The sequence below is a fragment of the Pseudomonas sp. 008 genome (assembly GCF_016861935.1).
Lineage (GTDB): Bacteria > Pseudomonadota > Gammaproteobacteria > Pseudomonadales > Pseudomonadaceae > Aquipseudomonas.
Map to the genome: position 1 here is coordinate 215,119 of NZ_BOMA01000008.1, position 23,852 is coordinate 238,970.

The window sequence follows — 23,852 nt, forward strand, 5'->3', positions numbered from 1 at the left end:
ACCCGCCTACGTCACGGGTAGCCTCGAGGAGACAGAAAATGGGCCTGAATAAACAGTGGATGGAACGCGATCTCGCCGTGTTATGGCATCCCTGCACCCAGATGAAAGACCACGAACAGCTGCCGCTGATCCCGATCAAGCGCGGTGAAGGCGTGTGGCTGGAAGACTTCGAAGGCAAACGCTACCTCGACGCCGTCAGCTCCTGGTGGGTCAATGTGTTCGGCCACGCCAACCCGCGGATCAACCAGCGCATCAAGGATCAGGTCGATCAGCTGGAACACGTGATCCTCGCCGGTTTCAGCCATCAGCCGGTGATCGAGCTGTCCGAGCGTCTGGTGAAGATGACGCCCGAAGGCCTGACCCGGTGTTTCTACGCCGATAACGGTTCATCGTGCATTGAAGTCGCGCTGAAAATGAGCTTCCACTACTGGCTCAACCGCGGCCAGCCGAACAAGAAGCGCTTCGTCACCCTCACCAACGGCTACCACGGCGAGACCATGGCGGCGATGGCAGTGGGCGACGTGCCGCTGTTTACCGAAACCTACAAAGCCCTGCTGATGGACACCATCAAGGTGCCGAGCCCCGATTGCTACCTGCGCCCCGAGGGCATGAGCTGGGAAGAACACTCACGCAACATGTTCGCCGCCATGGAGCAGACCCTGGCCGACAACCACGATACCGTGGCCGCCGTGATTCTGGAGCCGCTGATTCAGGGCGCCGGCGGCATGCGCATGTATCACCCGGTGTACCTCAAGCTGCTGCGCGACGCCTGTGATCGTTATGGCGTGCACCTGATCCACGATGAAATCGCCGTCGGCTTCGGTCGTACCGGCACAATGTTCGCCTGCGAACAGGCTGGTATCCGCCCGGACTTCCTCTGCCTGTCCAAGGCCCTGACTGGCGGTTACCTGCCGTTGGCGGCCTGCCTGACCACCGATGAGGTCTACAGCGCATTCTACGACGACTACCCGACCCTGCGCGCCTTCCTGCATTCCCACAGCTATACCGGCAATCCGCTGGCCTGCGCGGCGGCATTGGCGACGCTGGATATCTTCGAAGAAGACAACGTCATCGAGAACAACAAGGCTCTGGCCCAGCGCATGGCCTCCTCCACCGCGCACCTGGCCGATCACCCGAACGTCTCTGAAGTGCGCCAGACCGGCATGGTGCTGGCGATCGAGATGGTCAAGGACAAGGCCAGCAAGACTGCTTACCCGTGGCAGGAACGTCGCGGTTTGACCGTGTTCCAGCATGCACTGCAACGAGGTGCTTTACTGAGGCCGTTGGGCAGCGTGGTGTATTTCCTGCCGCCTTACGTGATTACCCCGGAGCAGATCGATTTTCTGGCCGAAGTGGCCAGCGAAGGCATCGACATCGCCACCCGTGACAGCGTCAGCGTGGCGGTGCCGAAGGACTTTCATCCGGGCTATCGCGATCCGGGTTGAAGCCTTGCCCAGATCCCTGTGTGAAAGAGCTTAACTGTGGCGAGGGGGCTTGCCCCCGTTCGGCTGCGAAGCAGTCGTAAATCCGGTTGATACGTTTTCACTGGAATAGCGCAGTTGCAGGTTTTGGGGTCGCTTCGCGGCCCAACGGGGGCAAGCCCCCTCGCCACAAAAGCGACTCGATCCAAATTTCTGATTCAGTAGAGACCCAAGATGAGACTGTCCCGCTTCTTTATCGACGCCCCTTTGAGCACCGGCGAACACGAGTTGCCCGAAGCCCAGGCGCATTACATCAGCCGTGTGCTGCGCATGGCCGAGGGTGATGCGGTGCAATTGTTCGACGGCTCGGGCCACGAGTTTCGCGGCACGCTGGTGGAAGTCGGCAAGAAGCGCGTGGTGGTGCAAATCGATGAAAGCTTTACCGGCCAGGTCGAGTCGTCGCTGGCGGTCCATCTCGGCCAGGGCTTGTCCCGTGGCGAACGGATGGACTGGGCGATTCAGAAAGCCACCGAACTGGGCGTCAGCGAAATCACCCCGATTTTCACCGACCGCTGCGAAGTCCGCCTCAAGGACGAACGCGCCGACAAACGCCTGATGCACTGGCGTCAGGTGGCGATCAGCGCCTGCGAGCAGTGTGGGCGCTCACGGGTGCCGGTGATTCATCCGCCATTGCTGTTGGCTGACTGGTTGAAGCAGACCGCGGCCGAATTGAAACTGGTGCTGCATCCGGTGGCCGAGCCGCTGGTGAGCCACGCCAAACCTGCAAGCCTGGCGTTCCTGATCGGCCCGGAGGGCGGCTTGTCCGACGTTGAAGTCGAACAGGCCAAGGCCGGCGGCTTCCACGCCGCCCGCCTCGGCCCGCGCGTGCTGCGCACCGAAACCGCGCCGGTGGTGGCGTTGGCGGTGGCCCAACAACTCTGGGGTGACTTCTAGGGACTTGTGGCGAGGGGGCTTGCCCCTCGCCACAAAAGCGGTCACAAGACGTAGAACCAAATCGCCACAAAGTGCAGCAAACTCCCGGCGATCACGAACAGATGCCAGATCCCATGGGCGTGGCGCAGACGATGGTCGAGGGCAAAAAAGATAATCCCCACGGTGTACAACACCCCGCCCGACGCCAGCAAGGTAAAGCCGACAGGGCCCAATGCCGCCAGTAACGGCTTGACCGCCACCAGCACGATCCAGCCCATCACCGCGTAAATCACGACCGACAGAATCCGTGCTTCCGAGCGCGGTTTGATCTCTTGCAGGATGCCAATCAGCGCCAGCCCCCAGACAATCCCGAACAGCGTCCAGCCCCACGGCCCACGCAGGGTCACCAGGCAGAACGGCGTGTAACTGCCGGCGATCAGCAAGTAGATCGAAAAGTGATCGACCTTCTGCATGATCGCTTTCTTGCGCCCACGCACGCTGTGGTACACGGTCGAGGCGCTGTAGAGCACCAGCAAGGTAAACGCGTAAATCGCCACACTGACGATCTTCCACGGGCTGCCATCCATACTGGCGATCACCAGCAGCCACACGCCCCCGATAAATGCTGCTACAGCCCCGACCAAATGCGTCCAGGCGTTCAATCTTTCCCCGTGATACATGTGTCGCTCACCTCTACGTTCATTACCGCCGCGCGCAAGGCTCAGGCTTCAAGGTTAAAAGCGCAATGTTTCAGAACACAATGCCCCCTACGAAAGCCATCGAGCCAAACGTTAGCCAATTGGGCACAATCGAGACATTCGAATAAGAGTCTGGCCCATGTTGATCGATGAAGAGTTGACCCTGAAAAAACTCGAGGTGTTCCTCGCCTTCATGCGCACCGGCAACCTGGCCCGCGCCGCCGTCGAGTTACAGACCAGTAACGTTAGCGTGCATCGCGCCATCCACTCCCTGGAAAGCGCCTTGCGTTGCCCGCTATTCAAGCACGAAGGCCGCAACCTGACCCCGTTGGAAAGCGCTTATGTGCTGGAAGAGCGGGCGCAGAAGCTGATTCAGGATGTGCTCGAAACCGTGCGCCTGACCCGCGAAGCCGCCGGGTTCTCCGCCGAACGTTTCAAACTCGGCTCGCTGTATTCGCTGACGGTGAAGACCGTACCGCAGCTGATCATGGGCCTGAAAATCCGCCGCAGCGAACTCAATATCGACCTGATCCTGGGCTCGAACATCGACCTGCTGTACAAGCTCAAGAACATGGAAGTCGACGCGATCCTGGTGTCACTGGACGACAGCGTCAACGACCCGGACTGCGAGCAGATCCCGCTGTTTTCCGATGACATCTTCCTCGCCACCCCAGCGGACTCGCCCTTTGCCCAGCGGAGCGAAGTCGACCTGGCCGAGGTGCGCGACGAAACATTCATCACCCTGACCCAAGGCTTCGCCACGCACCAGGACGGTATTCGGGTGTTCAAGCAGGCGGGGTTCGAGCCGAAGGTGGCGATGCAGGTCAACGACATCTTCACCCTGCTGAGCATGGTCAGCTCGGGGGTGGGTTATGCGCTGCTGCCGGGGCGGATTGCGGCGGTGTATGAGAACCGGGTGAAGCTGATCCCATTGCAGGAAAAGTACCGGTTGCAGCAGCACATCGGCGTGGTGTTTCTCAAGGCCAAGGAGCGTGATCCGAATTTGCTGGCGCTGTTGGCGGAGTGCCGGATGTATGCCAATCGCCAGGCTTGAGACCGTGTCGAGGCCTTCGCGGGCAAGCCTCGCTCCTACAGGATTTCGGAGTGCCGCGGGATTTGGGCACAACACATACCCTGTAGGAGCGAGGCTTGCCCGCGAAGGCGTCATCATAGGCGGTACAACTCTCGAACCTACCCGACAATCCCGCGAACAACGAAGTACAGCAACGAAGGCCCAAGCAAGCATCCAAGCCCGGTATGGAACGTCGCCGTCAGCGCGCCATACGGCACCAACCGCCGATCCGTCGCCGCCAACCCGGCAGTCACACCACTCACCGTCCCGGCCAAGCCGCCAAATACCATCGCCGAGCGCGGGTTATCCAGGCCCATCCAGCGCGCCGCCACCGGCGTGCCGACCATCACCAGAATCGCCTTGATCAACCCGGTGGCAATCGACAGCGCCATCACATCGGATGAGGCCCCAATCGCAGCACCCGTCACCGGCCCGACGATGTACGTCACCGCACCCGCGCCAATGGTGGTCATGCTGATCGCATCGCGATAACCGAACACCCAGGCAATGCTCGCCCCGACAATGAACGGCAGAATCGTGCCCAGCAGCAGCGCGATGACGCCAATCATCCCGGCCTTTTTCGCTTCGGTGGCCTGCACCTCGAACGCCGTGGCAACGATGGCGAAGTCACGCAACATGGCGCCGCCCATCAAGCCGATGCCGGAAAACAGTGACAGATCCGCCAGGCCTTTTTGCCCGCCGGTCATGGTGCCGCCAACCCAGGCCAGCACCAGGCCGATGACGATGGCAATCGCCGAGCCATGAATCCGCCCGAAAGTCAGGCGCTTGGACAGAATCACCGACACCCACATGATTACGCCAACAAACGCGAATGCCGTGACCAGACTGTTATTTACCAGGCCTTTCTCAATGAGTTCCCACATATCAGCGACCTCCTACTGGCGTGCCGACCGGTGTTATGTCCACCGGTTCATCGGGCAAGGGTTCGCCTTTGTGGGTTCGGCTGATCAACGCAATGGTGCAGCCGCAGAGCACCACCGAACCGATCGCCGCCAGCACCGCCACCGGGCCGCCGTGCAGGGCGGTGACCACGTTCTGTTGCGCCGCCATGGCAACCACCACCGGAATGTACATGGCGCCCCAGAAGCCGACGCCCATCTCGCAATCCTTGGTCATGCCGCCGCGTTTTTGCATCCACAACCGCGCGCAAATCAGCAGGATCATCGCGATCCCGACCCCGCCGACGTTGGATTTCACACCCAGCAACACGCCGAGCATGTCACCCATGATCACCCCTGCCAGCGTACAGATCGCCAACAGCGCCACACCGTAAATAATCATTGTTGTAGTCCTCAAAGTGCATCGTCGGATTTGTTGTTTTTGTAGTTCGAAGCCTGAGTCGGTGATCTAGGGTTGGCGGCTTCCCTCCTCACGCAACAGCGCCTGCAAGGTATCGAGCCGTGCACCGTCGTAGGCAATCACGGTGCCCTGCTCGAACACCCGGCGCGCCAGCCCGGTCAACACCGCACCGGGCGGCAGTTCGATCTGTAGACGTACACCGCGCTCGTAAGCGCTTTGCACCGTACCGCGCCAATCGACGACGCGGCACATGTTGAACGCCAGGTCGTCGCGCAACGCGTCAGTGTTAATAACGGGTCGTGCGCGGCTGCCGCTCAGGTAACCCACGGTTGGCGTTTTCAATTGCACCCCGGCGAATGCTTCGGCCAAGGTCTTTGCGGAAACTTCCAGCAGCGGACAATGGGACGGCACGCTGACCGCCAGGCGCTTGGCCAGACCGGCGCCACGCCCTTTTGCCAACTCGGCGACCGCTTTCATCGCAGCATCGCTGCCGGCGATCACCACCTGGTTATCGGCGCTGATGTTGGCCAGGTAAACCGGTGTATCAACACAGTGAACCTGCGCCAGCAACCCCTCCACCGTCGCCAATTCCAGACCGATGATCGCGGTCATGCCGTAGCCTTGAGGATATGCCTGCTGCATCAGCTCACCGCGCAGGCTGACCAGATGCAGCGCATCACTGAAACTCAAGGCGCCCGCAACCACCGCCGCCGGATAGGCACCAATGGACAGTCCCGCCACGTAATCCGGTGCCATTGATAACTGACGCGAAGCGGCGACGCCGGCAATCAGCAGGCACAGCTGAACCGCCCTTGTCGACTGCAACGCCTTGGCAGAATCGAGCAGCAAGACGTCTTCGCCAAGCACCTCGCTCGCCTCGATCAGCGTTTCCCGAGGCAAGCGATGGAGCATGCCCGGCTGCTGCGCGCCCTGACCGGGGAACACCAGCAAGCTGCTCACGCTGCTTGCTCCTGCGGGTTCCAAGGATCGCAGACCAGACACGCTTGATGGGCGTTCTTGAGTAGAACCCGTTGCGACGGACCCGCCCATTCGCGCAGGGCGACAGCGCCATTGGGCGTCTGCAATTGCATGTCCACCAGGCACTCGGCGGTGCCGATCAGCATCATCAACACCTGCGCTTGAGATCGGCTCAGCGGCTGCGGAGTACGCAGGATCAAGTCGAGATCGCTACGTTCATGGAGTGCCGCAAAACCACTGGCCAATTCAAACCCGGCGCTGCCGCTGACACCCCACACCCAACCACAGGTGTCGAGCAGCGGCCGCAGGTGCGCCAGCGCTCGCAGGGCCGGCAGGTCGCGAGTCGACTCGACATGGCAGAGCTCTTCCGGCCGTACCCGATGAGAAATCGCAGCAACGGCCATCGACGTTGCATAACGCTGCTCACGCAAGCGCCCACGCACTCCGACCGCGATTTGACCCGGCGCGGTGATCGCGCGCCGAACTACCACCGGCTGACCCGCGCTGATCGACTCGACCACCCACCCAGGCGCATCCGCCGGCAACTGCTCCGGGGTCATCCCCCAAAGCAGGTCGTGGGGCAGAAACCTGTTCACCACTGCGCTCTCAGCAACTGGCGAACCTTGCTCGACGCGGCGCGGTTACTCGCACCCAGGCGGCTGCTCAGATCGCGACCGCCGGCAGCGACATCGCCAATCGCCTGGTTCAGGCATTCATTCACTCGCGCCAAATCTGCTGCGGTCGGCTGCTCGATCTGCTCCACCGACAAGGTTTCCCAGAGCAAACCCAGGCTGGCATAGCTGTCGATGTCATAGGCCATCGGTGGCACGCTGGCGGCCAGCGCCTCCAGTTCTTCGACACTGCGCAACGTGACCCGCGCCGCCGACGCCTTGCCCATCGCATGCACCATCACCCCCGGATCGCGCAACGCGATCAGCCGGTTGGCCTGATACCCATGAGCCAGAAACGCCCCGGACATCGCCTTGCCCACCAACAAACCGATCACCGCATGGCCGGCCAGTCGGGCGCGGGCATAACTGTCCGCCGCACCGGCCAAGGCCTGATGAATGCCGAGCGCTTCTTCACGCCGACCGTAAGCCTGGCTCGGCACATCGACGATGGCGATCAACGCCCGTTTGTGCGGTGTATCCCGATCGGCTTCGATCACCTCATCCACCGCTTTGGCCAGGCCCCAACCTTCCAGCAGACCCACCTCGCCATTGCGGGCGCGGACAAAGCGGTTGTCGGGGTCGGCCACCACCGCAATAAACCGCACGGGCTGATCGCCCAGTACACCGTCGGCGACGTTCAACGAAGCCGGCAAACCTTCGACCGATTTCGCGCCAGCGCTCAAGGCGTTGAACCAGTTCAGGCCCCTCAGGGAATACGAACTCATGAACGCTCTCCTTGATACAGATCGCGAACCGTCGCCGGCTCGATTTGCGGTTCGGCGTCCAGGCACGCCAGCCGTTGCAGGAACCATTCGGCCTGGCGGCTGCGGGTTTGCGCCGGCAAACCTTGCTTGAGCAATTCGCCGACCTGCTGCTGAATCTGCGCCACGTCGTCCTCGGCATAGCGATCCACCAAGCCACTGGCGAACCGTTGCTCGCCGCCGGTCAGGCTCCAGATAAACGGGCGATCACGGGAGTCGTATTCCTCAAGCCCGGCTTCCTGCTCGATCACCTGCGGGCCGTTGAGGCCAAGGCGTGCTTCCTGGGTTACCAGCAAATAACTGCACAACCCGGCGGCAATCGACATCCCACCAAAACAGCCGACGCTACCGGCGACCACGCCGATTACCGGTTGGTACTGGCGCAGATCGACGATCGCCGCATGAATATCGGCAATCGCCGCCAGCCCGAGATTGGCTTCCTGCAAACGCACGCCGCCGGTTTCCAGCAGCAACACGGCGCGAGTGGCAATGCCTTTGCGGTTGTCCTCGGCGGCCAGCTCCAGCGCACCGGCAATCTTCGCCCCGCCGACTTCACCCAGGCTGCCACCCTGGAACGCGCCTTCGATGGCCGCGATCACCACTGGCAGACCGCCAATGCTGCCCTTGGCGATCACCACCCCGTCATCGGCTTGCGGTACCACGCCCTGGCGCGATAGCCATGGCGACATGACGCGCTGAAACGGGTCGAGCAATTCGCGGAAGGTGCCGGCATCGAGCAGCGCTTTTGCCCGTTGCCGAGCACCGAGTTCGACGAAGCTCTGCCTTTCAAGGAATGGGTTGAGAAGTGCTGCGCTGTCAGTCATGGCCAATCTCCTCAAAGCCCTGTTCCAGACGCAAGCGCACCACGCCAGGGGTGGCGCCGAAATCGTGGATATCAATCGCCATCGCCGGCGGTGTCTGGCCATCGAACATCCGTGCGAACAGATGCTGCCAGCGTTGTTCGCTGCCATTGACCGAGGTCTGCACCTGGATCGTCAGCTTGCCCGCCAGCCCTGGCTCGATCAGCACTTCCAGATCGCCCGAGCCTACACAGCCCACCAGCGCCCTGCCCCGTGGCGGCTGCCCGGCGGGGAATTCAAAGGATAAGGTTTCCATCAAAACGCTCCCTGGAAGATGCCGTCGCACGACTCAATGCGGTCGATGAACAGACAGGCTGCGAGCAAGTCCGCAGCGCCGCCGGGCGAGGCATTCAACGCGATTAATTGTTGGTCCAGCTCGAGCAAACGGCGGCGACCGGCGAGGCTGGCGCTGCCACCCGCGTCGAGCACGGCTTGAGCACCGAGTTGCATGGTGTGCAGGCCGGTTTCGCCGGCGCGGTAGAGCACACAGGTGTCGGCCAGTGTCGTCATGATCGCCAGCAAGGCATCGAGCCGGGCGTTCTGTTCAGCAACGCCTGCGGCGCGGCTGCGTTTGAGTTGCGGCAATGCGCGTTGAATCACCGCCGGGAAACCGAGCTGTGCCTCTTCACGGGCACCGCGTGCGCCGTAGCGTTGGGCGACCTGGGCACCGTGACTTAAAGGACGTGGCGAGTAACGGTCGTCGAGCAAGGCCAGGCGTGCAGCGCGCAAAGCGATTGAGCTTGCGGCACAGGATTCAGGTTCCAGCGCGACGGCCGTGACCAGAAGCCCCAAGGCCCAGATCGCCCCACGATGGGTGTTCACACCGCCCGTAGTAGCGAGCATCACTTGCTCGCCTTCACGACCAATGCACCCGACAGCTTCACGCAGGGGCAGGCCGACTTCACCGAGCTCGATGGCCGCGTCCGCCATTGCCTTGAACGCCGGCCACAGGGACAACGCCGAAGCGTGCATCAGCCCGAGGTGCAAATCGGTGTGCGCACCATTGCCGCGACGGTCCACCAGCGCCGGTTTCGGCGACAGGTCCGCTTCGTCGATCAGCGCGTCCACTGCCAGGTCCGCCAGCCGTTCGGGCATCGACAAGGGCTGGGTTAACGTTCTCGGTTGCAGGTTGAATGCGTGCATTACCAGCTCCTGAACTTGGCGGGCGGGTTGTAGAGGCCACCGGACCACTCCACCAGATCGGCCACGCTTTTCGCTGCGAGCAACTCGCGAGTGGCGTCGGTGCGGCGGATGCCGAGGTCTTCGGGCAAGGCGATCAGGCCTTCGCGGCGCATGCGCGCGGTGTCTTTGGGGTTGTGGCGCAAGCCGATGGCGGTCACCCCGGCGACAGCAGCGATCATCGCCTGGCGCTCTTCGAGGGAGCGGGCCTTGTACAAGTAGGCGATGCCTTCTTCGGTGAGCAGATGGGTGACGTCGTCGCCATAGATCATGATCGGCGCCAGCGGCATGCCGCTTTTCTTCGCCACCTCCACCGCGTCGAGGGTTTCGACGAAGGTCGGTTTGCCGCCCTCCTGGAAGGTCTCGACCATCTGCACCACGAGTTTCTTGCCGCGTTCGAGCATCGGCTCGGCCACGTCGGTGTGGCGCATGTCGAGCCAGGCTGGCGTGCCGTGACGACGACCGCGCGGGTCGTGCCCCATGTTCGGCGCGCCACCGAAACCGGCCAGGCGACCGCGAGTCACCGTGGAGGAATGACCGTCGCCATCGACTTGCAGGGTCGCGCCGATGAACAGGTCCACCGCGTATTGCCCGGCGAGCTGACTGAACATCCGGTTGGAGCGCAGGGAGCCATCGCGACCGGTGAAGAACACGTCAGGCCGGGCGGCGATGTAGTTTTCCATGCCCAGTTCGGTGCCGAAGCAATGCACACTTTCGACCCAGCCACTTTCGATGGCCGGGATCAGGGTTGGGTGCGGATTGAGCGTCCAGTTGCGGCAGATCTTGCCCTTGAGGCCGAGGGACTCGCCGTAGGTCGGCAGGATCAGTTCGATGGCGGCGGTGTTGAAACCGATGCCGTGGTTCAGTGACTGGACGTTGTGTTTTTCGTAGATCCCGCGGATCGCCATCATCGCCATCAACACATGCACAGGCTTGATGTGCCGTGGGTCGCGGGTGAACAACGGCTCGATGTAGAACGGCTTGTCGGCCACTACCACGAAGTCGACCCAGGACGCGGGGATATCCACGCGAGGCAGGTCGCTAACATCGTCCACCAGTTGATTGACCTGAACGATGACGATGCCGTCACTGAAGGCCGCCGGTTCGATCAACGCGGGCGTGTCTTCGGTGCTTGGGCCGGTGTAGATGTTGCCGGCGCGGTCGGCCATGAAACCGGCCGAGAGCACGACGTTGGGGATCAGGTCCACCACCAGTCGCGCATAGAGTTCGATGTAGGTGTGGATCGCGCCGATTTCCAGCAAACCGTCTTCGAGCAACTGGCTGATGCGCAGGCTTTGGGTGCCGGCGAACGAAAAGTCGAGCTTGCGCGCGATGCCGCGTTCAAACAGGTCCAGGTGCTCGGAGCGCCCGACGCTGGGCATGATCATGTGCAAATCATGTAGCTTGCCCGGATCGGCCTTGGCCAGGGAGCGAGACAGGAAATCCGCCTGCTTCTGGTTATTGCCCTCCAGCACCACACGATCGCCGGGCAGAATCAACACCTCCAGCGCCGCCACGATCTTGTCGGTGGGCAACACCACACCGTCGGCAAGCCCCTTCACCAATTCGAGACGCCGCTGCTTTTCGCTGCGCCGCCGCGTCCATCGCGAGTCGGGGGATATTGTTGTTGTCATGACCACTCCACGGGTTCGCTGTCGTGGGAGTCACCTTAGGAGTGTTGGGGGCGGGGCATCAATCAAGCAGAGTGTTGGATTGTTACGGTCAGGGTAATGATCGATCAGTGATAAGTCCCAAAATGGGACCGAACGGTCCCTTTCTGGGAATCTTCAACCTGACGCAGAAACCTTGTGGTGAGGGGGCTTGCCCCCTCGCCACAGGGATCCGGTCAGACCAGACCCGCACTTACAAGCAGTTCCTCCAGCGCGAGCAAGTCAGGCACCTTGGCCACTTGCTCCCCCACCTGCACCGCCGCCTTTTCCAGCGAACACAACGGCACGTCGACATAACTCAACTGACTATCGAGCTTGTAAGAACGCGGAATCCCCTGCACCAGCAGCGCAATGAACTTCAACTCAGGCCGCCCGCCAAGGGCGTTGAGGATGACGATCCGCGCCCGCTCGCCGATCACCACTTTGCTGCCACACGCCGACTCAAAACTGAGTAACGGAATCTGCCGTTCCCGCCACGTCACCCGCCCCAGATACCACGGCGGTGTATCGAGATCGAAAGCCCCCGGCTGATAGTCGATGAGTTCAGCGACGGCGACGTTGGGCAGGATCAAGTTGCGGTCGGCCAAAGGCAGTAGCAAGCCGGTAAGGTTGCTGGAGCGGTGCTCATGCATGGGTTTTGCTCCAGCGGGCGATGCTGTCGAGCAGCACCGATTCCTGATACGGCTTGCCGAGGTAGTCGTTGACGCCGATGGCCATGGCGCGGTCGCGGTGTTTTTGACCCGTGCGGGAGGTGATCATGATGATCGGTAGATGCTGTAAGCGTTCGTCGGCGCGCACCTGGGTCGCCACTTCGAAGCCGTCCATGCGTGGCATTTCGATGTCCAGCAGCATCAGGTCGGGCATGTGCTCTTCCAGCAGCAGCATGGCGTCAACACCGTCCTTGGCGGTCAGCACGTTCATGCCGTGACGTTCCAGCAGACGGCTGGTGACCTTGCGCACGGTGACCGAATCATCGACCACCAGCACCAGCAACGGCCGTTGCGCCTCGGGCTCTATGTCCTGGGTCACCGGCCGTTGCGGCACCTGCGCTTGCATCGCGCGGATCGGTGCCAGCAAGTCGAGAATCAGCACCACCCGACCATCACCCAGGATCGTCGCACCGGACAAACCCTGCACCGCGGCGAACTGCGGGCCGAGGCTTTTGACCACGATTTCCCGGGTGCCGGCCATGGCGTCCACCTGCACCGCAACGTGCCGCTCGTTGCACTGCACCAGCAACACCGGCAACGGCAGGTTCTGGCCCAGCAGTTTCGGGCGGGTGCTGGTTTTCAGCAGATCGCCGAGGTAGCACAGCTCATAGCGTTGCCCGGCGTATTCGTAGCTCGGTGGATCGAGCCGGTAGTGCCCTTCGAGTTCGTTGGGCAGCACGCGAACGATGCCGTCGATGGTGTTCAGCGGGATCGCGTATTGATCCTCTCCGCATTGCACCATCAGCGCGCGATTGACCGACACGGTGAACGGCAAGCGAATCCGGAAATGCACGCCCTGCCCCGAAGTCGAGTCGATGCTCATGGTCCCGCCGAGCTGCCGGACTTCTTCGTGAACCACGTCCATGCCGACGCCACGCCCGGAGATCTGGGTGATTTTCTCGGCGGTGGAAAATCCCGGTTGCAGGATGAATTGCAGCACGTCGCGATCGCTGATGTCGCTGTCCGGGGCGAGCAACCCGCGCTTGATCGCCTTGCGCCGCACGGCGTCCAGCGGCACGCCGGCGCCGTCGTCGCAGATGTCGAAAATGATGTCGCCGCCCTCTCGCGACAGGTCGAGGGTGATCTTGCCCTGGGCCGGTTTACCGGCCGCGATCCGCACCTCGGCCGACTCCAGCCCATGGTCGACGGCGTTGCGCAGCATGTGTTCCAGCGGCGCGGCCATGCGCTCGAGGACGTTGCGGTCCATTTCGCCTTCGGCGTTGCCGACGATGAATTCCACATCCTTGCCCAGTTCGCTGGAAACCTGACGGACGATGCGCTTCAAACGCGGCAGCATTCGTTCGAACGGCACCATGCGCGTGCGCATCAGGCCTTCCTGCAATTCGGTGTTGATGCGGCCCTGCTGTTGCAGCAGGTTTTCCGCATCCTGATTGCGCCGGTCGAGGGTTTCCTTGAGGTCGAGCAGGTCGGAGGCGGACTCGAACAATGCCCGCGACAGCTGTTGCAGCTGCGAGTGACGGTCCATCTCCAACGGGTCGAACTCTTCATAACCCAGGCGCTCGGCCTCGACTTGCTGACGGCTGAGAATCCGCCCCTGGGTTTCGGTATCGAGGCGGCGCAACTGGTCGCGCATACGCTCGATGGTCGTTTCCATCTCGCTCAGGGCCACCCGTGCATCGTTAACCTGTTGTTCGATACGGCCACGGAAGATCGAAGTCTCCCCGGCCAGGTTGACCAGGTCGTCAAGCAACTCCGCCGAGACCTTGACCGTGTCGGCGGCTTCGGGTTGCAGCGTGGCTGGCTCGGCTTTGGGCGCCGCGGGCATCGCCACCGGTGTCGGTGTTTCGGGCACCGCCGGATGGCTGAAGTTCTTGATCGCCTCGATCAGCTGATCGGCCGGTGGCAGTGGCTGACCGGCGCGGGTGGCGTCGAGCATCTGCGCCAGTCGGTCATGGCTGCTTTGCAACAGCGCGAACAGCGCCGCGGTCGGTTGCAGCGCGCCAGCGGACAAGCCTTCGTAGAGGAATTCCAGCTCATGGGCCAGGTCGCCGATCGGCGCGATCTCCACCATTCGCGCGCCACCCTTGAGGGTATGCAGGTCGCGCAGCAGGGTTTCCACTTCTTGACGATTCGATGGTTCGGCCTGCCAGCGCAACAATGCTGCGCCGGAGTTTTCAATGATGTCGAAACCTTCTTCGAGGAAGATGTCCAGAAGCTCGGGATCATGCCCCGCCGAGTCGTTGCTGGCCGCCGGTTCGATCACCTCGGCACTGCCGGCATTACCCAGACGAAACTCACGAATGGCCTCGATCAATTCGCCCGGATCGCCCAACGGACGGTTGTGCTGCAACTGTTCGAGGAACACGGCCAGTCGGTCATGGCTCTGTTGCAGCAACTGCGCCAGCGCTTCGCTATGGCTGTAACGGCGGTCCACCAGGCCTTCATAAAGGCTTTCCAGCTCATGGGCCAGATCGCCGACCGGCTCGACCTCGGCCATCCGCGCACCACCCTTGAGGGTGTGCAGATCGCGCTGTAAAGACAGTAGCGGCGCGGCGTTTTCCGGGTCGCTCAACCAGCGTTGCAAGGCCTGGCCGGCGCTTTCAAGGATATCCACCGCTTCCTCAAGAAAGATCGAAACGATTTCGTCGTCCAGATCTACCTCAGTCGCGGCCTGCTCCAGCTCGGCCGTGGCGCTGCCCAGCTCTCGAATGCTCAGGGTGCGGCTGCCATCACTGCGAATCAGGCCCATGGAGGATGGGTCGAGACTCTCATCCAGCAAGCCGCGCAAGGCCCGCACCCGCTGCGGTTGCGCAGTGACTTCCTGGCCGGCAGCCAGTTCATCGAGCATGTTGATCAGCGCTTCGTGGGCACTTTGTGCCTCGTGGAAAAACCTGTCGCTGACCGCCAGGCTGCTTTCTTCCACAGCGCCATAGAGATCGAGCAAGGCTTCACAGAGCTCGTCCACCGGATGCAGGTCGGCCAGGTGCGCACCTTCACCGAGGGTGGTCAATTCGTCCAGCAGCGCGCTGAGTTCCTGGCGCTCGCCGGGATGCTGCTGCCAGCGCTGCAACAGGCTTTCGGCGTCCAGCAGGATGTCCATGCCCTGGGCGAGGAAGTTGTTGATCAGTTGCGGGTCGCGTTTGATCCGCAGCCCCGTGCCGGGCGCGCTCGACAGGCTTTGCAGATGTTCGGCCAGCAATGTCCGGGTGCGTTCAATCAACGAACGGGCGCCGGGGATTTCGGCCAGCGGGTCGCTCTTGAGCTGTCGCAGCCCCAGGCGGAACAAGCCTTCGGCTTCCAGCAGCAACTCGACTTCGTCCAGGTCGAGGGCAATCCGGTGCGCCTTGTACTCCCGGGCCAGTTGATCCAGCGACGCCGCCAGCTCGGCAATCGGCAGCACGCCGGCCATCGACGCGCTGCCCTTGAGGGTGTGCAAGGCTCGCTGCAACTCGTCGCTGGCCTGCAGCGGTACGTGCTCGGCGGCCTGATCGAGGAAGCGATTGAGGCTGTTCAAATGGGTTTCGGCTTCGTTGCGGAAGATCTCCAGCAACAGCGGATCGAGCGCCGCGACATCCTGTGCGTCCTCATCGGACAGCGGTTCATCACCCTTGGCGAGGGCATGGGCGCGGGCGGCCAATTGATCGACATCGTTGCGCTGGCGCTGGGCGTTGGCGGCGAACTCGGCCACCAGTTCCGGCAGCAACTTCAGCGCGTCGCCCACCAGTTGCTGCACTGCAGGCAAAGGTGCAACGCTGTGTTCAAGCACGCGGTTGAGCAGGTTTTCCACCGCCCAGGCCAGCTCGCCCAGCACCAACGCGCGGACCATCCGGCCACTGCCCTTGAGGGTGTGGAAGGCGCGGCGTAATTCACTCAAAACCGATGTGCTGTCGGGATTGGCCGACCAGCGCGGCAGGTACTCCTGGAGGATTTCCAGAACCTCGTCGGTTTCTTCGAGGAAGACTTCCCGCAGTTCATCGTCCACCGGTTGTTCATCGGCGGGCGGCGGCAACAGACTACCGGGCATCGTCAGTGCCGGCGGGTTGACGGACGACACCGGGCTGGCCAGTACATCGGCCAACGACTGGACGGTTTCGGGGTCGTCCAGCTCCTGCATGTCCTGCATCACCAGGGCTTCACTGGGGCTGAGCACATCCTCAAGCATCGGCACGTGCTGTTCGCTGGGGAAACAGCCGAGTGCGGCCAGACCTTTTTCCGCGACATCGAGCAGTTGTTCCCCCGGCGCTTCAGGGTCGTCGCTGAGGCGCTCCAGGTAATACTCGATGCTGGTGATGACGTCGGCCAGGCTGTCCAGTTGCTGCCAGCCGGGCTGCCCCGGGTCCACCAATAGATGCTCGCGGATGAAACCGTTACAGGCCTCGACCAGGCTCGCCGCGCGGGCCAACGGAATCATCGCCAGCGCACCGCGCACTTGGGTCAGCAATGCCGGCAACGGCTGTAAATGCTGACGGTCCCAGTCGGCGTCGATGTAGTCGACGATCATGTCCTTGGCCTGTTGCAGGCAGATGCGCGCTTCCTTGATCACGATCTGGTGGATCTGCGTCAGGTCGGTGGTCGGCAGACGGCTGTCTTCCTGGCTTTCCGGCTCCACGGTGCCGACCATGCCGGCCAGGGTCGCTTCGACGTAGAGCAAGGCCCCGGCGACGTCCATGAGGGTCGCGTCGTTGGGTTCGCGCTGGCCCTGGGCGAGGCTCAGCACCACCGCCAGTTGATCGATGATGACCTTGCGCGGCTGGCCGAAACCGAGCACCGCCAGGGTGTCGGCGATTTGCCGCAGGGGCGCCAGCAGGCTTTCGAGGTCCGAGGTGTGCTGGCGGTCGCTGCGCACGAACAGGTCCAGGCGCTCCTTGACCCGCACCAGCTCTTCGCACAACGCCGCCAATACCGAGCGCATGGCGTCGCGATCAGGGCCGGCCAGCCTTGCCCGTTCTTCATCGACCATCGCACTGTCGGGTAGCGCGTCGTCCAGTGAGTAGCGATCTTTCATGGTCAGCATCTGCCCGGTGGGGTGTTCGGCCTTGGCAATATAGAACAACAAACTCTTGAGCAGCTCTGGCGGTGCCGGTTGATTGATCGCGGGCATGCCTTGCTCGAGCAGACGCTTGAGCTCTTTGTCGGCCTCCTTGAACAGGCTGCGCAACGCGGGGCTGTTGGCGATCGAGCCATTGCGCATGCCTTCGACCAGCGCCGAAGCGACGTGCCATAACGGGCTCAGCGGCGCATTGCCGCACAGCCCTTCAAGACGTGCAAAAACCCTGGCCAGGTAAGCCAAGTGGGTTTCGTCATCCTGCTCGCGCAGCAAGCCGACCAGCGCCATCTGCAGCATTTGCCGCAACTTGCGCAGCACATTTGGCAAGTCGGACGGCTCCAGCAGCGCCAGGGCTTCTTCGCTCAGGGGCGGCAGTTCCGGCAGTTGCGGGCTGAACAGGCTGGTTTCCGACAACAGGCTTTCGCCACGGGCACTGCGCAGGTCGTTGATCAGCGGCAACACCACCAGCGGCAGGTCACGCCGGGCGCCCTGCACCCGGTCGAGGTAAGTCGGCAATTGTCCCAGGGCATGCAGCAGCAAACGAATGGCCTCGTCGCGATGGCTGATGCGGTTCTGCTGCAAGGCGCTGGTCAGTTGCTCGATCTCTTCGGCAAGCAGCGCCGCGCCGTAGAACTCGACCATCTGCAAACTGCCGTGCACCTGATGGACACAGGCCAGGCACTCACTCAGCGCGTGCGTCGCCTGCGGGTCGTCGATCAGGGTCTCGATCGCCTGATGAGCCTGCTTCAGCGTTTCGGCAATCTCGCCTTTGACCCATTCGAGGGCCACATAGTCGTGCCGATCACCCATAACTACTCCAATCAAATGCATACGCCCTGAGGCGGTTCAAGCGTTGTCCGCAGCTTGCGCAGGCTTGGCCGGCAAGGTGAAACCGGACACCGAACGCCGCAGCTGGCTGGCCATTTTCGCCAGGTTGCCAATGCTCTCGGCAGTGGCGGTGGAGCCGGACGAGGTCTGCGTGGTGATCTGCTGGATCACGTTCATCGTCAGGGAAATCTGGCCGGCCGAAGACGTCTGTTGCTGCGCGGCGTTGGAAATACTCTGGATCAATGCCGCGAGGGTCTTCGATACGCCTTCGATTTCTTCCAGGGCCACTCCGGCATCCTGCGCCAGACGCGCGCCGCGCACCACTTCGGTGGTGGTCTGCTCCATGGAAATCACCGCTTCGTTGGTGTCGGTCTGAATGGCCCGCACCAGCGTTTCGATTTGCCGGGTCGCCGCGGACGAGCGCTCGGCCAGCCGCTGTACTTCGTCGGCCACCACCGCAAAACCGCGCCCGGCGTCACCGGCCATGGACGCCTGAATGGCCGCGTTGAGGGCGAGGATGTTGGTCTGATCGGCAATGTCATCGATCAGGCTAACAATGTCGCCGATTTCCTGAGAAGACTCACCGAGGCGTTTGATGCGCTTGGCGGTGTCCTGAATCTGTTCGCGAATATTGTCCATGCCGTGGATGGTGTTGTGCACCACTTCGTTGCCCTTGTTGGCAATTTCCACCGAGCGCTCGGCCACCGCTGAGGATTCGGCGGCATTGGCCGAGACCTGATCAATGGATTCGGCCATGTCGTTGATCGCCATGGAGGCTTCGGAAATCTGCTGCGCCTGATGCTCCGAGGCCTGGGCCAGGTGCATCGCGGTGGCCTGGGTTTCCTGCACGGCGGCGGCGACCTGGCCGGCGGTGAGGTTGATAGTCGCCACCAGATCGCGCAGTTGGTCGACGGAATAGTTGATCGAGTCGGCGATGGTCCCGGTGAAGTCTTCGGTCACCGAGGCGGTCACGGTCAGGTCACCGTCGGCCAGGTCTTCAATTTCGTCCAGCAGGCGCATGATCGCGCTCTGATTGCGCTCGTTCTTCTCAGCGGTTTCACGCAACTGACGGTTGGTTTCGCGCACCATCACCAAGCCAATGAGGATGATCGACATCAACGCGAGCAAACCCAGCACGTAGCCGCCGATGGTATCGGTGTTGCGCCCGCCGGCGAGGTTTTCGAAACGGCTGGCCAAGTGCGAAGCTTCATCGAGCAGGGTTTGCGACAGGGTAAAAATGTTGCTGGCCGATTCGCGGACCTTGAACAGCTCCGGCGAGGTTTCGAGGATTTCGTCCACCGAGCCCGACACGAATTCAAACAGCTCGGAAATTTCGGTCAACCGGGCACGGGCATCACGGTCTTCGACCTGGCTGATTTTCAGGGCCGCATTGCCTTGAAGCATGCCGTTGAGTACCTGGCCGAAACGCGCCGCGTCGCGACCGAAGGCGTCGGCGGCCTGCTGCGAGTTTTCGTCGCCGGACAGCACGGTGTTCACTGCACCGAGAATGCGCTCGGCCAGCAGCGACTGACGCTGGGCCATCGCCACCTGAGCGGCCGGGGCGCCACGTTGCAGGAGGGTTTCGACGACCTTTTCATACTCGACCTGCAACTGCGGCACGGTTTCGGCCAGGGTCGCGGCGACTTGATGCAACGACAACACAGTCTGTTCGCTGGAGAGAATGGCATCGGTATTTTTCAGCAGCCGCTCCCAATCCAGCTGCACCGCGCGCATTTCCGGGCGCACGGTGGACGGTGCCGGCGGCAGGCCGGTGGAGGGATCGCCTTTTTTCAGATAGCCCCAACGCAGGGCGAAGTCGTTGCGCGCATCACTGAGCAACTTGAACGCCGCAGCCTTGCCGGCGGCGGCTTCGGTGGCATTCTTGGCAATGCGTTGCGACAGCACGCGCAGCTCACCGGCGTGGCCGATGTACTGTTTGTCGTAATTCGCCTGGGTGTTGAGGTACGCGAAGTTGGCGAACAGCAGCATGATGAAGATGATCAGTGCGATGAACAGCACAATGATCTGCGACCGGCTGCGCGACCCTTCCGGCGTACCTGCGTTTGCTTTAATCATCGGTCCTCGCCTGTCCTGCCCAATTCAACCTACGCCCCGGCTACAGCGCTACATTCATGAAACCTTGCGACTGCGCCAACGCAAACGGGCTGAACACCTGCCAATTCTGCTCACGCTGAAAGCGGCCTTTGACGAACGGCGCAATCGGCCCCTGCAGCTCGTCCATGGGCACCGGCTCCAGGCTGTCCTGGGCAAAGTGCTGCAAGCCGAAGACCTCATCGACCAGCAACCCGGCGAACACGTCGTTATGCTCCACCACCAGTATCCGCCGCTGCTTGCGCGAGGCCGACAGTTCATGGCCGGCCTCATAACCATAAAAGAAGCCGTACACATCCATGATCGGCAGCAGCCGCCCACGCAGGTTCGCTACGCCCTTGACCCAGGGCTTGACCCCCGGCATTTGGGTAACGCGCGGTTCGTGCAGGACTTCGCTGACTTCGCCCATGGGCGCGACGTACCCGTGCTCGCCCAAGCGAAAACCGATGCCGCTCCAGCTGTCCTGTCGAGTCGGCTGGGACGGCAGGTCCGCCGCCAGCAGACGACAACGCTGATCAATCTGCAGCAGCAGTTCGAAGGCCGTCAGCGACTCGGTCATGGCCGGACGATCAACCGGCCAGCACGTTGTTCAGCGTCTTGATCAGGGTGTCTTCATCGACCGGTTTGGTCAGGTAGTCCTTGGCGCCCTGGCGCGTGCCCCAGACTTTGTCGGTTTCCTGATCCTTGGTGGTGATGATGATCACCGGGATGTGTGCGGTTTCCGAGTCTTTGGTCAGCTGACGGGTCGCCTGGAAACCGTTGAGGCCGGGCATGACGATGTCCATCAGCACCGCGTCGGGTTTTTCCTGGCGGGCCAGGGCCACGCCGTCGGCGCCGTTTTCGGCTTTCAACACTTCATGACCGTGCTTTTCGAGCATGCCGGTCAGTTTGTACATTTCAGTCGGCGAATCATCGACGATCAGAATACGTGCCATGGTCTTCCCCATTCTTGTCGACGCAAGGCCCACTGGCCGAGCGTCACTGTGCGTGTCCTACTGCGGCGAAACGACAGCAAAGCCCGGTACGTGGGCCTGAATCGCGTTCAGCAGTTCTTCCTTGCTGAAAGGCTTGGTCAAAAACTGGTCGGAGCCGACGATCCGCCCCTTGGCCTTGTCGAACAACCCGTCCCTGGACGACAGCATAATCACTGGCGTGGACTTGAACGCACTGTTGTTCTTGATCAACGCGCAGGTCTGATAGCCATCCAGACGCGGCATCATGATGTCGACAAAGATGATGCCTGGGTGATTGTCGGCAATCTTGGCCAGGGCATCGAAACCATCGATTGCGGTGATGACTTCACAGCCCACGTTTTTCAACAGCGTTTCGGCGGTGCGACGAATCGTTTTCGAATCATCGATCACCATGACCTTCAAGGCGCTGGAATGCTGTTCCATAGGGGCTCACCGTCGCCTTTGTGAATCATTTTGTCCGTTTGCGGCCCGAAACCCTTGATACTCAAGGGCCAAGACGGCATGGCAGCCTTTTTAGCACAGTCTCCCCGTCCAATCTATCGGGTGACCTGTGCGGTGGTTTTTCCTTGACCGGGAACCCACTCAGCGCCACTCTGACGCCACTTTTTCATCGCACTTTCCACCCCAATTTCGAGGAAAACCCCATGAGCATTCGCGTCGGGATTGTCATGGATCCTATCGCCAGCATCTCCTATAAAAAGGATAGCTCGCTGGCCATGCTGCTGGCCGCGCAAAAGCGTGGCTGGGAACTGTTCTATATGGAACAGCGCGATTTGTATCAGGCCGAGGGCCAGGCGCGCGCGCGGATGCGTCCGCTGAAAGTCTTCGCCGACCCGCACAAGTGGTTCGAGCTGGGCGCCGAATCCGACGCACTGCTGAGCGACCTGGACGTGATTCTGATGCGCAAGGATCCGCCGTTCGACATGGAGTTCGTCTACTCCACTTACCTGCTGGAGCAAGCCGAGAACGCCGGCGTGCTGGTGGTCAACAAGCCGCAAAGCCTGCGTGACTGCAACGAGAAGCTGTTCGCCACACTGTTCCCGCAGTGCACGCCGCCGACCATCGTCAGCCGTCGCCCGGACGTGTTGCGTGAATTTGCCGACCATCACGGTGACGTGATCCTCAAGCCGCTGGACGGCATGGGCGGTTCGTCGATCTTCCGTCACACCGCGGGCCACCCGAACCTGTCGGTGATCCTCGAAACCCTGACCCTGCATGGCAAGCAGCAGATCATGATCCAGGGCTACCTGCCGGCGATCGTTGATGGCGACAAGCGCATCCTGATGATCGACGGCGAGCCTGTGGATTATTGCCTGGCGCGGATTCCGGCAGCAGGCGAAACCCGTGGCAACCTCGCCGCCGGTGGCCGTGGCGAAGCCCGACCGCTGACCGAGAAAGATCGCTGGATCGCCGCGCAAGTCGGCCCGACCCTGCGCGAGAAGGGCTTGCTGTTCGTCGGTCTCGACGTGATCGGTGAGCACCTGACCGAAATCAACGTCACCAGCCCGACCTGCATTCGCGAGATCGATAATGCGTTCGGCACCGACATTGGTGGCCAGTTGATGGATGCCATCGATCAGAAGCTCAAGGCTCGTTGATCGAGAACAGCCAAGAAACAACCAACATTGCGTTATCATCGCCGGCCTGTAAAAAACGCGATGTTGGTTTTCTTGTCATGACACTCCCGTCCGATCTGCCCCCTGAACTCGCCCATCGTGGCGTGCGCCCGGCCGATCGCCTCGGTTTTACCCTGTTTCTCGCGGCGCTGATTCACCTGGCCTTGCTGTTGGGCGTCGGGTTCACCATGGTCGAACCCAAGCAAATCAGCAAAACCCTGGAAATCACCCTCGCCACCTTCAAAAGCGAAACCAAGCCGAAAAAAGCCGATTTCCTCGCTCAAGAGAATCAGCAAGGCAGCGGCACCCTGGATAAAAAGGCCATTCCCAAGACCACCGAGGTCGCGCCCTTCCAGGACAACAAGGTGCAGACGGTCACTCCGCCGCCAACCGCTAAACCCCAAGTGCAGGAAGCCGCACCCAAGGCCGCCGTGACGACTGTCGCGCCGAAGCCGAAAAAAGCCGCGACCAAGCAGGAAGACGTCAAGACCGAGACCAAGCCCAAGGTCGAAGCACCGACCTTCGACAGCTCACAGCTGTCCAGCGACATCGCCAGCCTGGAAGCAGAACTGGCCAATGAACAACAGCTGTACGCCAAGCGCCCGCGCATCCACCGCTTGAGCGCCGCGTCGACCATGCGCGACAAGGGTGCCTGGTACAAGGATGAATGGCGCAAGAAGGTCGAGCGCATCGGCAACCTCAACTACCCCGACGAGGCCCGACGCAAACAGATTTATGGCAACTTGCGCCTGATGGTCTCGATCAACCGCGACGGCTCGCTGTATGAAGTGTTGGTGCTGGAATCGTCCGGCCAACCGCTGCTGGATCAGGCGGCGCAGCGCATCGTACGGCTGGCCGCGCCGTTCGCACCGTTTACCGGGGATCTGTCGGACATCGACCGCCTGGAAATCATCCGCACCTGGAGGTTTGCGCGCGGGGACCGGTTGTCCAGTAATTAGCCGGAAGATTTGCAGTGATTCAGCCAATACCTTCGCAGGCAAGCCCGGATCAAAAAGACACCTGCACAGGCATTTCCTGTGC

21 protein-coding genes are annotated in these 23,852 nt (G+C 61.9%); 5 read left to right on the forward strand and 16 right to left on the reverse strand.

Going from position 1 to position 23,852, the window contains the following annotated elements; all coding sequences use genetic code 11:
• Positions 1–38 precede the first annotated feature (38 nt).
• Together JUI81_RS18265 and JUI81_RS18270 are read left to right on the forward strand one after the other, a co-directional pair.
• The gene (locus tag JUI81_RS18265; RefSeq protein ID WP_018928732.1) at positions 39–1,445 is read left to right on the forward strand and encodes an adenosylmethionine--8-amino-7-oxononanoate transaminase; all 1,407 of its coding nucleotides are present in this window, start codon (positions 39–41) and stop codon (positions 1,443–1,445) included.
• Positions 1,446–1,655: 210 nt separating this feature from the next.
• Positions 1,656–2,375, forward strand: coding sequence for a 16S rRNA (uracil(1498)-N(3))-methyltransferase (locus tag JUI81_RS18270; protein WP_019580639.1), 720 nt, complete (start codon positions 1,656–1,658; stop codon positions 2,373–2,375).
• 41 nt (positions 2,376–2,416) lie between these two features.
• Here JUI81_RS18270 and JUI81_RS18275 read toward each other — a convergent pair whose 3' ends face one another.
• Positions 2,417–3,034 (reverse strand): hemolysin III family protein, encoded by a 618-nt coding sequence (locus JUI81_RS18275; RefSeq protein WP_019580638.1) that lies wholly within the window; start codon positions 3,032–3,034, stop codon positions 2,417–2,419.
• A 157-nt stretch (positions 3,035–3,191) separates the two neighbouring features.
• Between JUI81_RS18275 and JUI81_RS18280 the strand changes: the two genes are divergently transcribed.
• Positions 3,192–4,106 (forward strand): LysR substrate-binding domain-containing protein, encoded by a 915-nt coding sequence (locus tag JUI81_RS18280; protein ID WP_019580637.1) that lies wholly within the window; start codon positions 3,192–3,194, stop codon positions 4,104–4,106.
• Between the two features lie 137 nt (positions 4,107–4,243).
• On the opposite strand, the gene madM is transcribed toward JUI81_RS18280, so the two are convergent.
• The 15 genes from madM to pilG all read right to left on the reverse strand — a co-directional run bounded on the left by madM (position 4,244) and on the right by pilG (position 21,618).
• The gene (gene madM / locus JUI81_RS18285; RefSeq protein WP_018928728.1) at positions 4,244–5,008 is read right to left on the reverse strand and encodes a malonate transporter subunit MadM; all 765 of its coding nucleotides are present in this window, start codon (positions 5,006–5,008) and stop codon (positions 4,244–4,246) included.
• A gap of 1 nt (position 5,009) precedes the next feature.
• The gene (madL, locus tag JUI81_RS18290; protein ID WP_018928727.1) at positions 5,010–5,426 is read right to left on the reverse strand and encodes a malonate transporter subunit MadL; all 417 of its coding nucleotides are present in this window, start codon (positions 5,424–5,426) and stop codon (positions 5,010–5,012) included.
• Between the two features lie 66 nt (positions 5,427–5,492).
• The gene (mdcH, locus tag JUI81_RS18295) at positions 5,493–6,404 is read right to left on the reverse strand and encodes a malonate decarboxylase subunit epsilon (RefSeq protein WP_204124785.1); all 912 of its coding nucleotides are present in this window, start codon (positions 6,402–6,404) and stop codon (positions 5,493–5,495) included.
• Positions 6,401–7,021: a malonate decarboxylase holo-ACP synthase gene (locus JUI81_RS18300; protein WP_204124786.1), complete on the reverse strand. Its 621-nt coding sequence runs from the start codon at positions 7,019–7,021 to the stop codon at positions 6,401–6,403. Before JUI81_RS18300 ends, mdcH begins: the two co-directional genes overlap by 4 nt.
• Entirely contained in the window at positions 7,015–7,818 is an 804-nt protein-coding gene (mdcE, locus tag JUI81_RS18305; protein ID WP_204124787.1) for a biotin-independent malonate decarboxylase subunit gamma, read from the reverse strand. The genes JUI81_RS18300 and mdcE overlap by 7 nt, the downstream gene beginning before the upstream one ends.
• On the reverse strand, positions 7,815–8,678 hold the full coding sequence (locus tag JUI81_RS18310) for a biotin-independent malonate decarboxylase subunit beta (protein ID WP_204124788.1): 864 nt from the start codon (positions 8,676–8,678) through the stop codon (positions 7,815–7,817). Before JUI81_RS18310 ends, mdcE begins: the two co-directional genes overlap by 4 nt.
• Complete coding sequence (locus tag JUI81_RS18315; RefSeq protein ID WP_007941972.1) at positions 8,671–8,970, reverse strand: malonate decarboxylase subunit delta; 300 nt, start codon at positions 8,968–8,970, stop codon at positions 8,671–8,673. The genes JUI81_RS18310 and JUI81_RS18315 overlap by 8 nt, the downstream gene beginning before the upstream one ends.
• Positions 8,970–9,857, reverse strand: coding sequence for a triphosphoribosyl-dephospho-CoA synthase (locus JUI81_RS18320; RefSeq protein ID WP_204124789.1), 888 nt, complete (start codon positions 9,855–9,857; stop codon positions 8,970–8,972). Before JUI81_RS18320 ends, JUI81_RS18315 begins: the two co-directional genes overlap by 1 nt.
• Positions 9,857–11,527 carry a malonate decarboxylase subunit alpha gene (mdcA, locus tag JUI81_RS18325; RefSeq protein ID WP_204124790.1) on the reverse strand — a complete coding sequence of 557 codons (1,671 nt, stop codon included), beginning with the start codon at positions 11,525–11,527 and terminating at the stop codon, positions 9,857–9,859. Before mdcA ends, JUI81_RS18320 begins: the two co-directional genes overlap by 1 nt.
• A 212-nt stretch (positions 11,528–11,739) precedes the next feature.
• Entirely contained in the window at positions 11,740–12,195 is a 456-nt protein-coding gene (locus JUI81_RS18330; protein ID WP_028939074.1) for a chemotaxis protein CheW, read from the reverse strand.
• The gene (locus tag JUI81_RS18335; protein WP_204124791.1) at positions 12,188–18,091 is read right to left on the reverse strand and encodes an Hpt domain-containing protein; all 5,904 of its coding nucleotides are present in this window, start codon (positions 18,089–18,091) and stop codon (positions 12,188–12,190) included. The genes JUI81_RS18330 and JUI81_RS18335 overlap by 8 nt, the downstream gene beginning before the upstream one ends.
• Positions 18,092–18,127: 36 nt before the next feature.
• The gene (locus JUI81_RS18340; RefSeq protein ID WP_018928717.1) at positions 18,128–20,185 is read right to left on the reverse strand and encodes a methyl-accepting chemotaxis protein; all 2,058 of its coding nucleotides are present in this window, start codon (positions 20,183–20,185) and stop codon (positions 18,128–18,130) included.
• Positions 20,186–20,225: 40 nt separating this feature from the next.
• The gene (locus tag JUI81_RS18345; protein ID WP_019650233.1) at positions 20,226–20,780 is read right to left on the reverse strand and encodes a chemotaxis protein CheW; all 555 of its coding nucleotides are present in this window, start codon (positions 20,778–20,780) and stop codon (positions 20,226–20,228) included.
• A gap of 10 nt (positions 20,781–20,790) precedes the next feature.
• Positions 20,791–21,156, reverse strand: coding sequence for a twitching motility response regulator PilH (gene pilH / locus JUI81_RS18350; RefSeq protein ID WP_019580623.1), 366 nt, complete (start codon positions 21,154–21,156; stop codon positions 20,791–20,793).
• Between the two features lie 57 nt (positions 21,157–21,213).
• Entirely contained in the window at positions 21,214–21,618 is a 405-nt protein-coding gene (gene pilG, locus JUI81_RS18355; protein WP_007897954.1) for a twitching motility response regulator PilG, read from the reverse strand.
• 221 nt (positions 21,619–21,839) lie between these two features.
• On the opposite strand from pilG, the gene gshB reads away from it, so the two are divergent.
• Entirely contained in the window at positions 21,840–22,793 is a 954-nt protein-coding gene (gene gshB, locus JUI81_RS18360) for a glutathione synthase (protein WP_019580622.1), read from the forward strand.
• 77 nt (positions 22,794–22,870) lie between these two features.
• Positions 22,871–23,770: an energy transducer TonB gene (locus JUI81_RS18365; protein ID WP_026286615.1), complete on the forward strand. Its 900-nt coding sequence runs from the start codon at positions 22,871–22,873 to the stop codon at positions 23,768–23,770.
• Positions 23,771–23,852 lie beyond the last annotated feature (82 nt).

What these genes read in the sequence shown, in the direction of transcription:
- JUI81_RS18265 (WP_018928732.1), top strand. Translation starts at nt 39, where the DNA reads ATGGGCCTGAATAAACAGTGGATGGAACGCGATCTCGCCGTGTTATGG.
- JUI81_RS18270 (WP_019580639.1), top strand. Translation starts at nt 1,656, where the DNA reads ATGAGACTGTCCCGCTTCTTTATCGACGCCCCTTTGAGCACCGGCGAA.
- JUI81_RS18275 (WP_019580638.1), bottom strand. Translation starts at nt 3,034, where the DNA reads ATGTATCACGGGGAAAGATTGAACGCCTGGACGCATTTGGTCGGGGCT.
- JUI81_RS18280 (WP_019580637.1), top strand. Translation starts at nt 3,192, where the DNA reads ATGTTGATCGATGAAGAGTTGACCCTGAAAAAACTCGAGGTGTTCCTC.
- madM (WP_018928728.1), bottom strand. Translation starts at nt 5,008, where the DNA reads ATGTGGGAACTCATTGAGAAAGGCCTGGTAAATAACAGTCTGGTCACG.
- madL (WP_018928727.1), bottom strand. Translation starts at nt 5,426, where the DNA reads ATGATTATTTACGGTGTGGCGCTGTTGGCGATCTGTACGCTGGCAGGG.
- mdcE (WP_204124787.1), bottom strand. Translation starts at nt 7,818, where the DNA reads ATGAGTTCGTATTCCCTGAGGGGCCTGAACTGGTTCAACGCCTTGAGC.
- JUI81_RS18310 (WP_204124788.1), bottom strand. Translation starts at nt 8,678, where the DNA reads ATGACTGACAGCGCAGCACTTCTCAACCCATTCCTTGAAAGGCAGAGC.
- JUI81_RS18315 (WP_007941972.1), bottom strand. Translation starts at nt 8,970, where the DNA reads ATGGAAACCTTATCCTTTGAATTCCCCGCCGGGCAGCCGCCACGGGGC.
- JUI81_RS18320 (WP_204124789.1), bottom strand. Translation starts at nt 9,857, where the DNA reads ATGCACGCATTCAACCTGCAACCGAGAACGTTAACCCAGCCCTTGTCG.
- mdcA (WP_204124790.1), bottom strand. Translation starts at nt 11,527, where the DNA reads ATGACAACAACAATATCCCCCGACTCGCGATGGACGCGGCGGCGCAGC.
- JUI81_RS18330 (WP_028939074.1), bottom strand. Translation starts at nt 12,195, where the DNA reads ATGCATGAGCACCGCTCCAGCAACCTTACCGGCTTGCTACTGCCTTTG.
- JUI81_RS18335 (WP_204124791.1), bottom strand. Translation starts at nt 18,091, where the DNA reads ATGGGTGATCGGCACGACTATGTGGCCCTCGAATGGGTCAAAGGCGAG.
- JUI81_RS18340 (WP_018928717.1), bottom strand. Translation starts at nt 20,185, where the DNA reads ATGATTAAAGCAAACGCAGGTACGCCGGAAGGGTCGCGCAGCCGGTCG.
- JUI81_RS18345 (WP_019650233.1), bottom strand. Translation starts at nt 20,780, where the DNA reads ATGACCGAGTCGCTGACGGCCTTCGAACTGCTGCTGCAGATTGATCAG.
- pilH (WP_019580623.1), bottom strand. Translation starts at nt 21,156, where the DNA reads ATGGCACGTATTCTGATCGTCGATGATTCGCCGACTGAAATGTACAAA.
- pilG (WP_007897954.1), bottom strand. Translation starts at nt 21,618, where the DNA reads ATGGAACAGCATTCCAGCGCCTTGAAGGTCATGGTGATCGATGATTCG.
- gshB (WP_019580622.1), top strand. Translation starts at nt 21,840, where the DNA reads ATGAGCATTCGCGTCGGGATTGTCATGGATCCTATCGCCAGCATCTCC.
- JUI81_RS18365 (WP_026286615.1), top strand. Translation starts at nt 22,871, where the DNA reads ATGACACTCCCGTCCGATCTGCCCCCTGAACTCGCCCATCGTGGCGTG.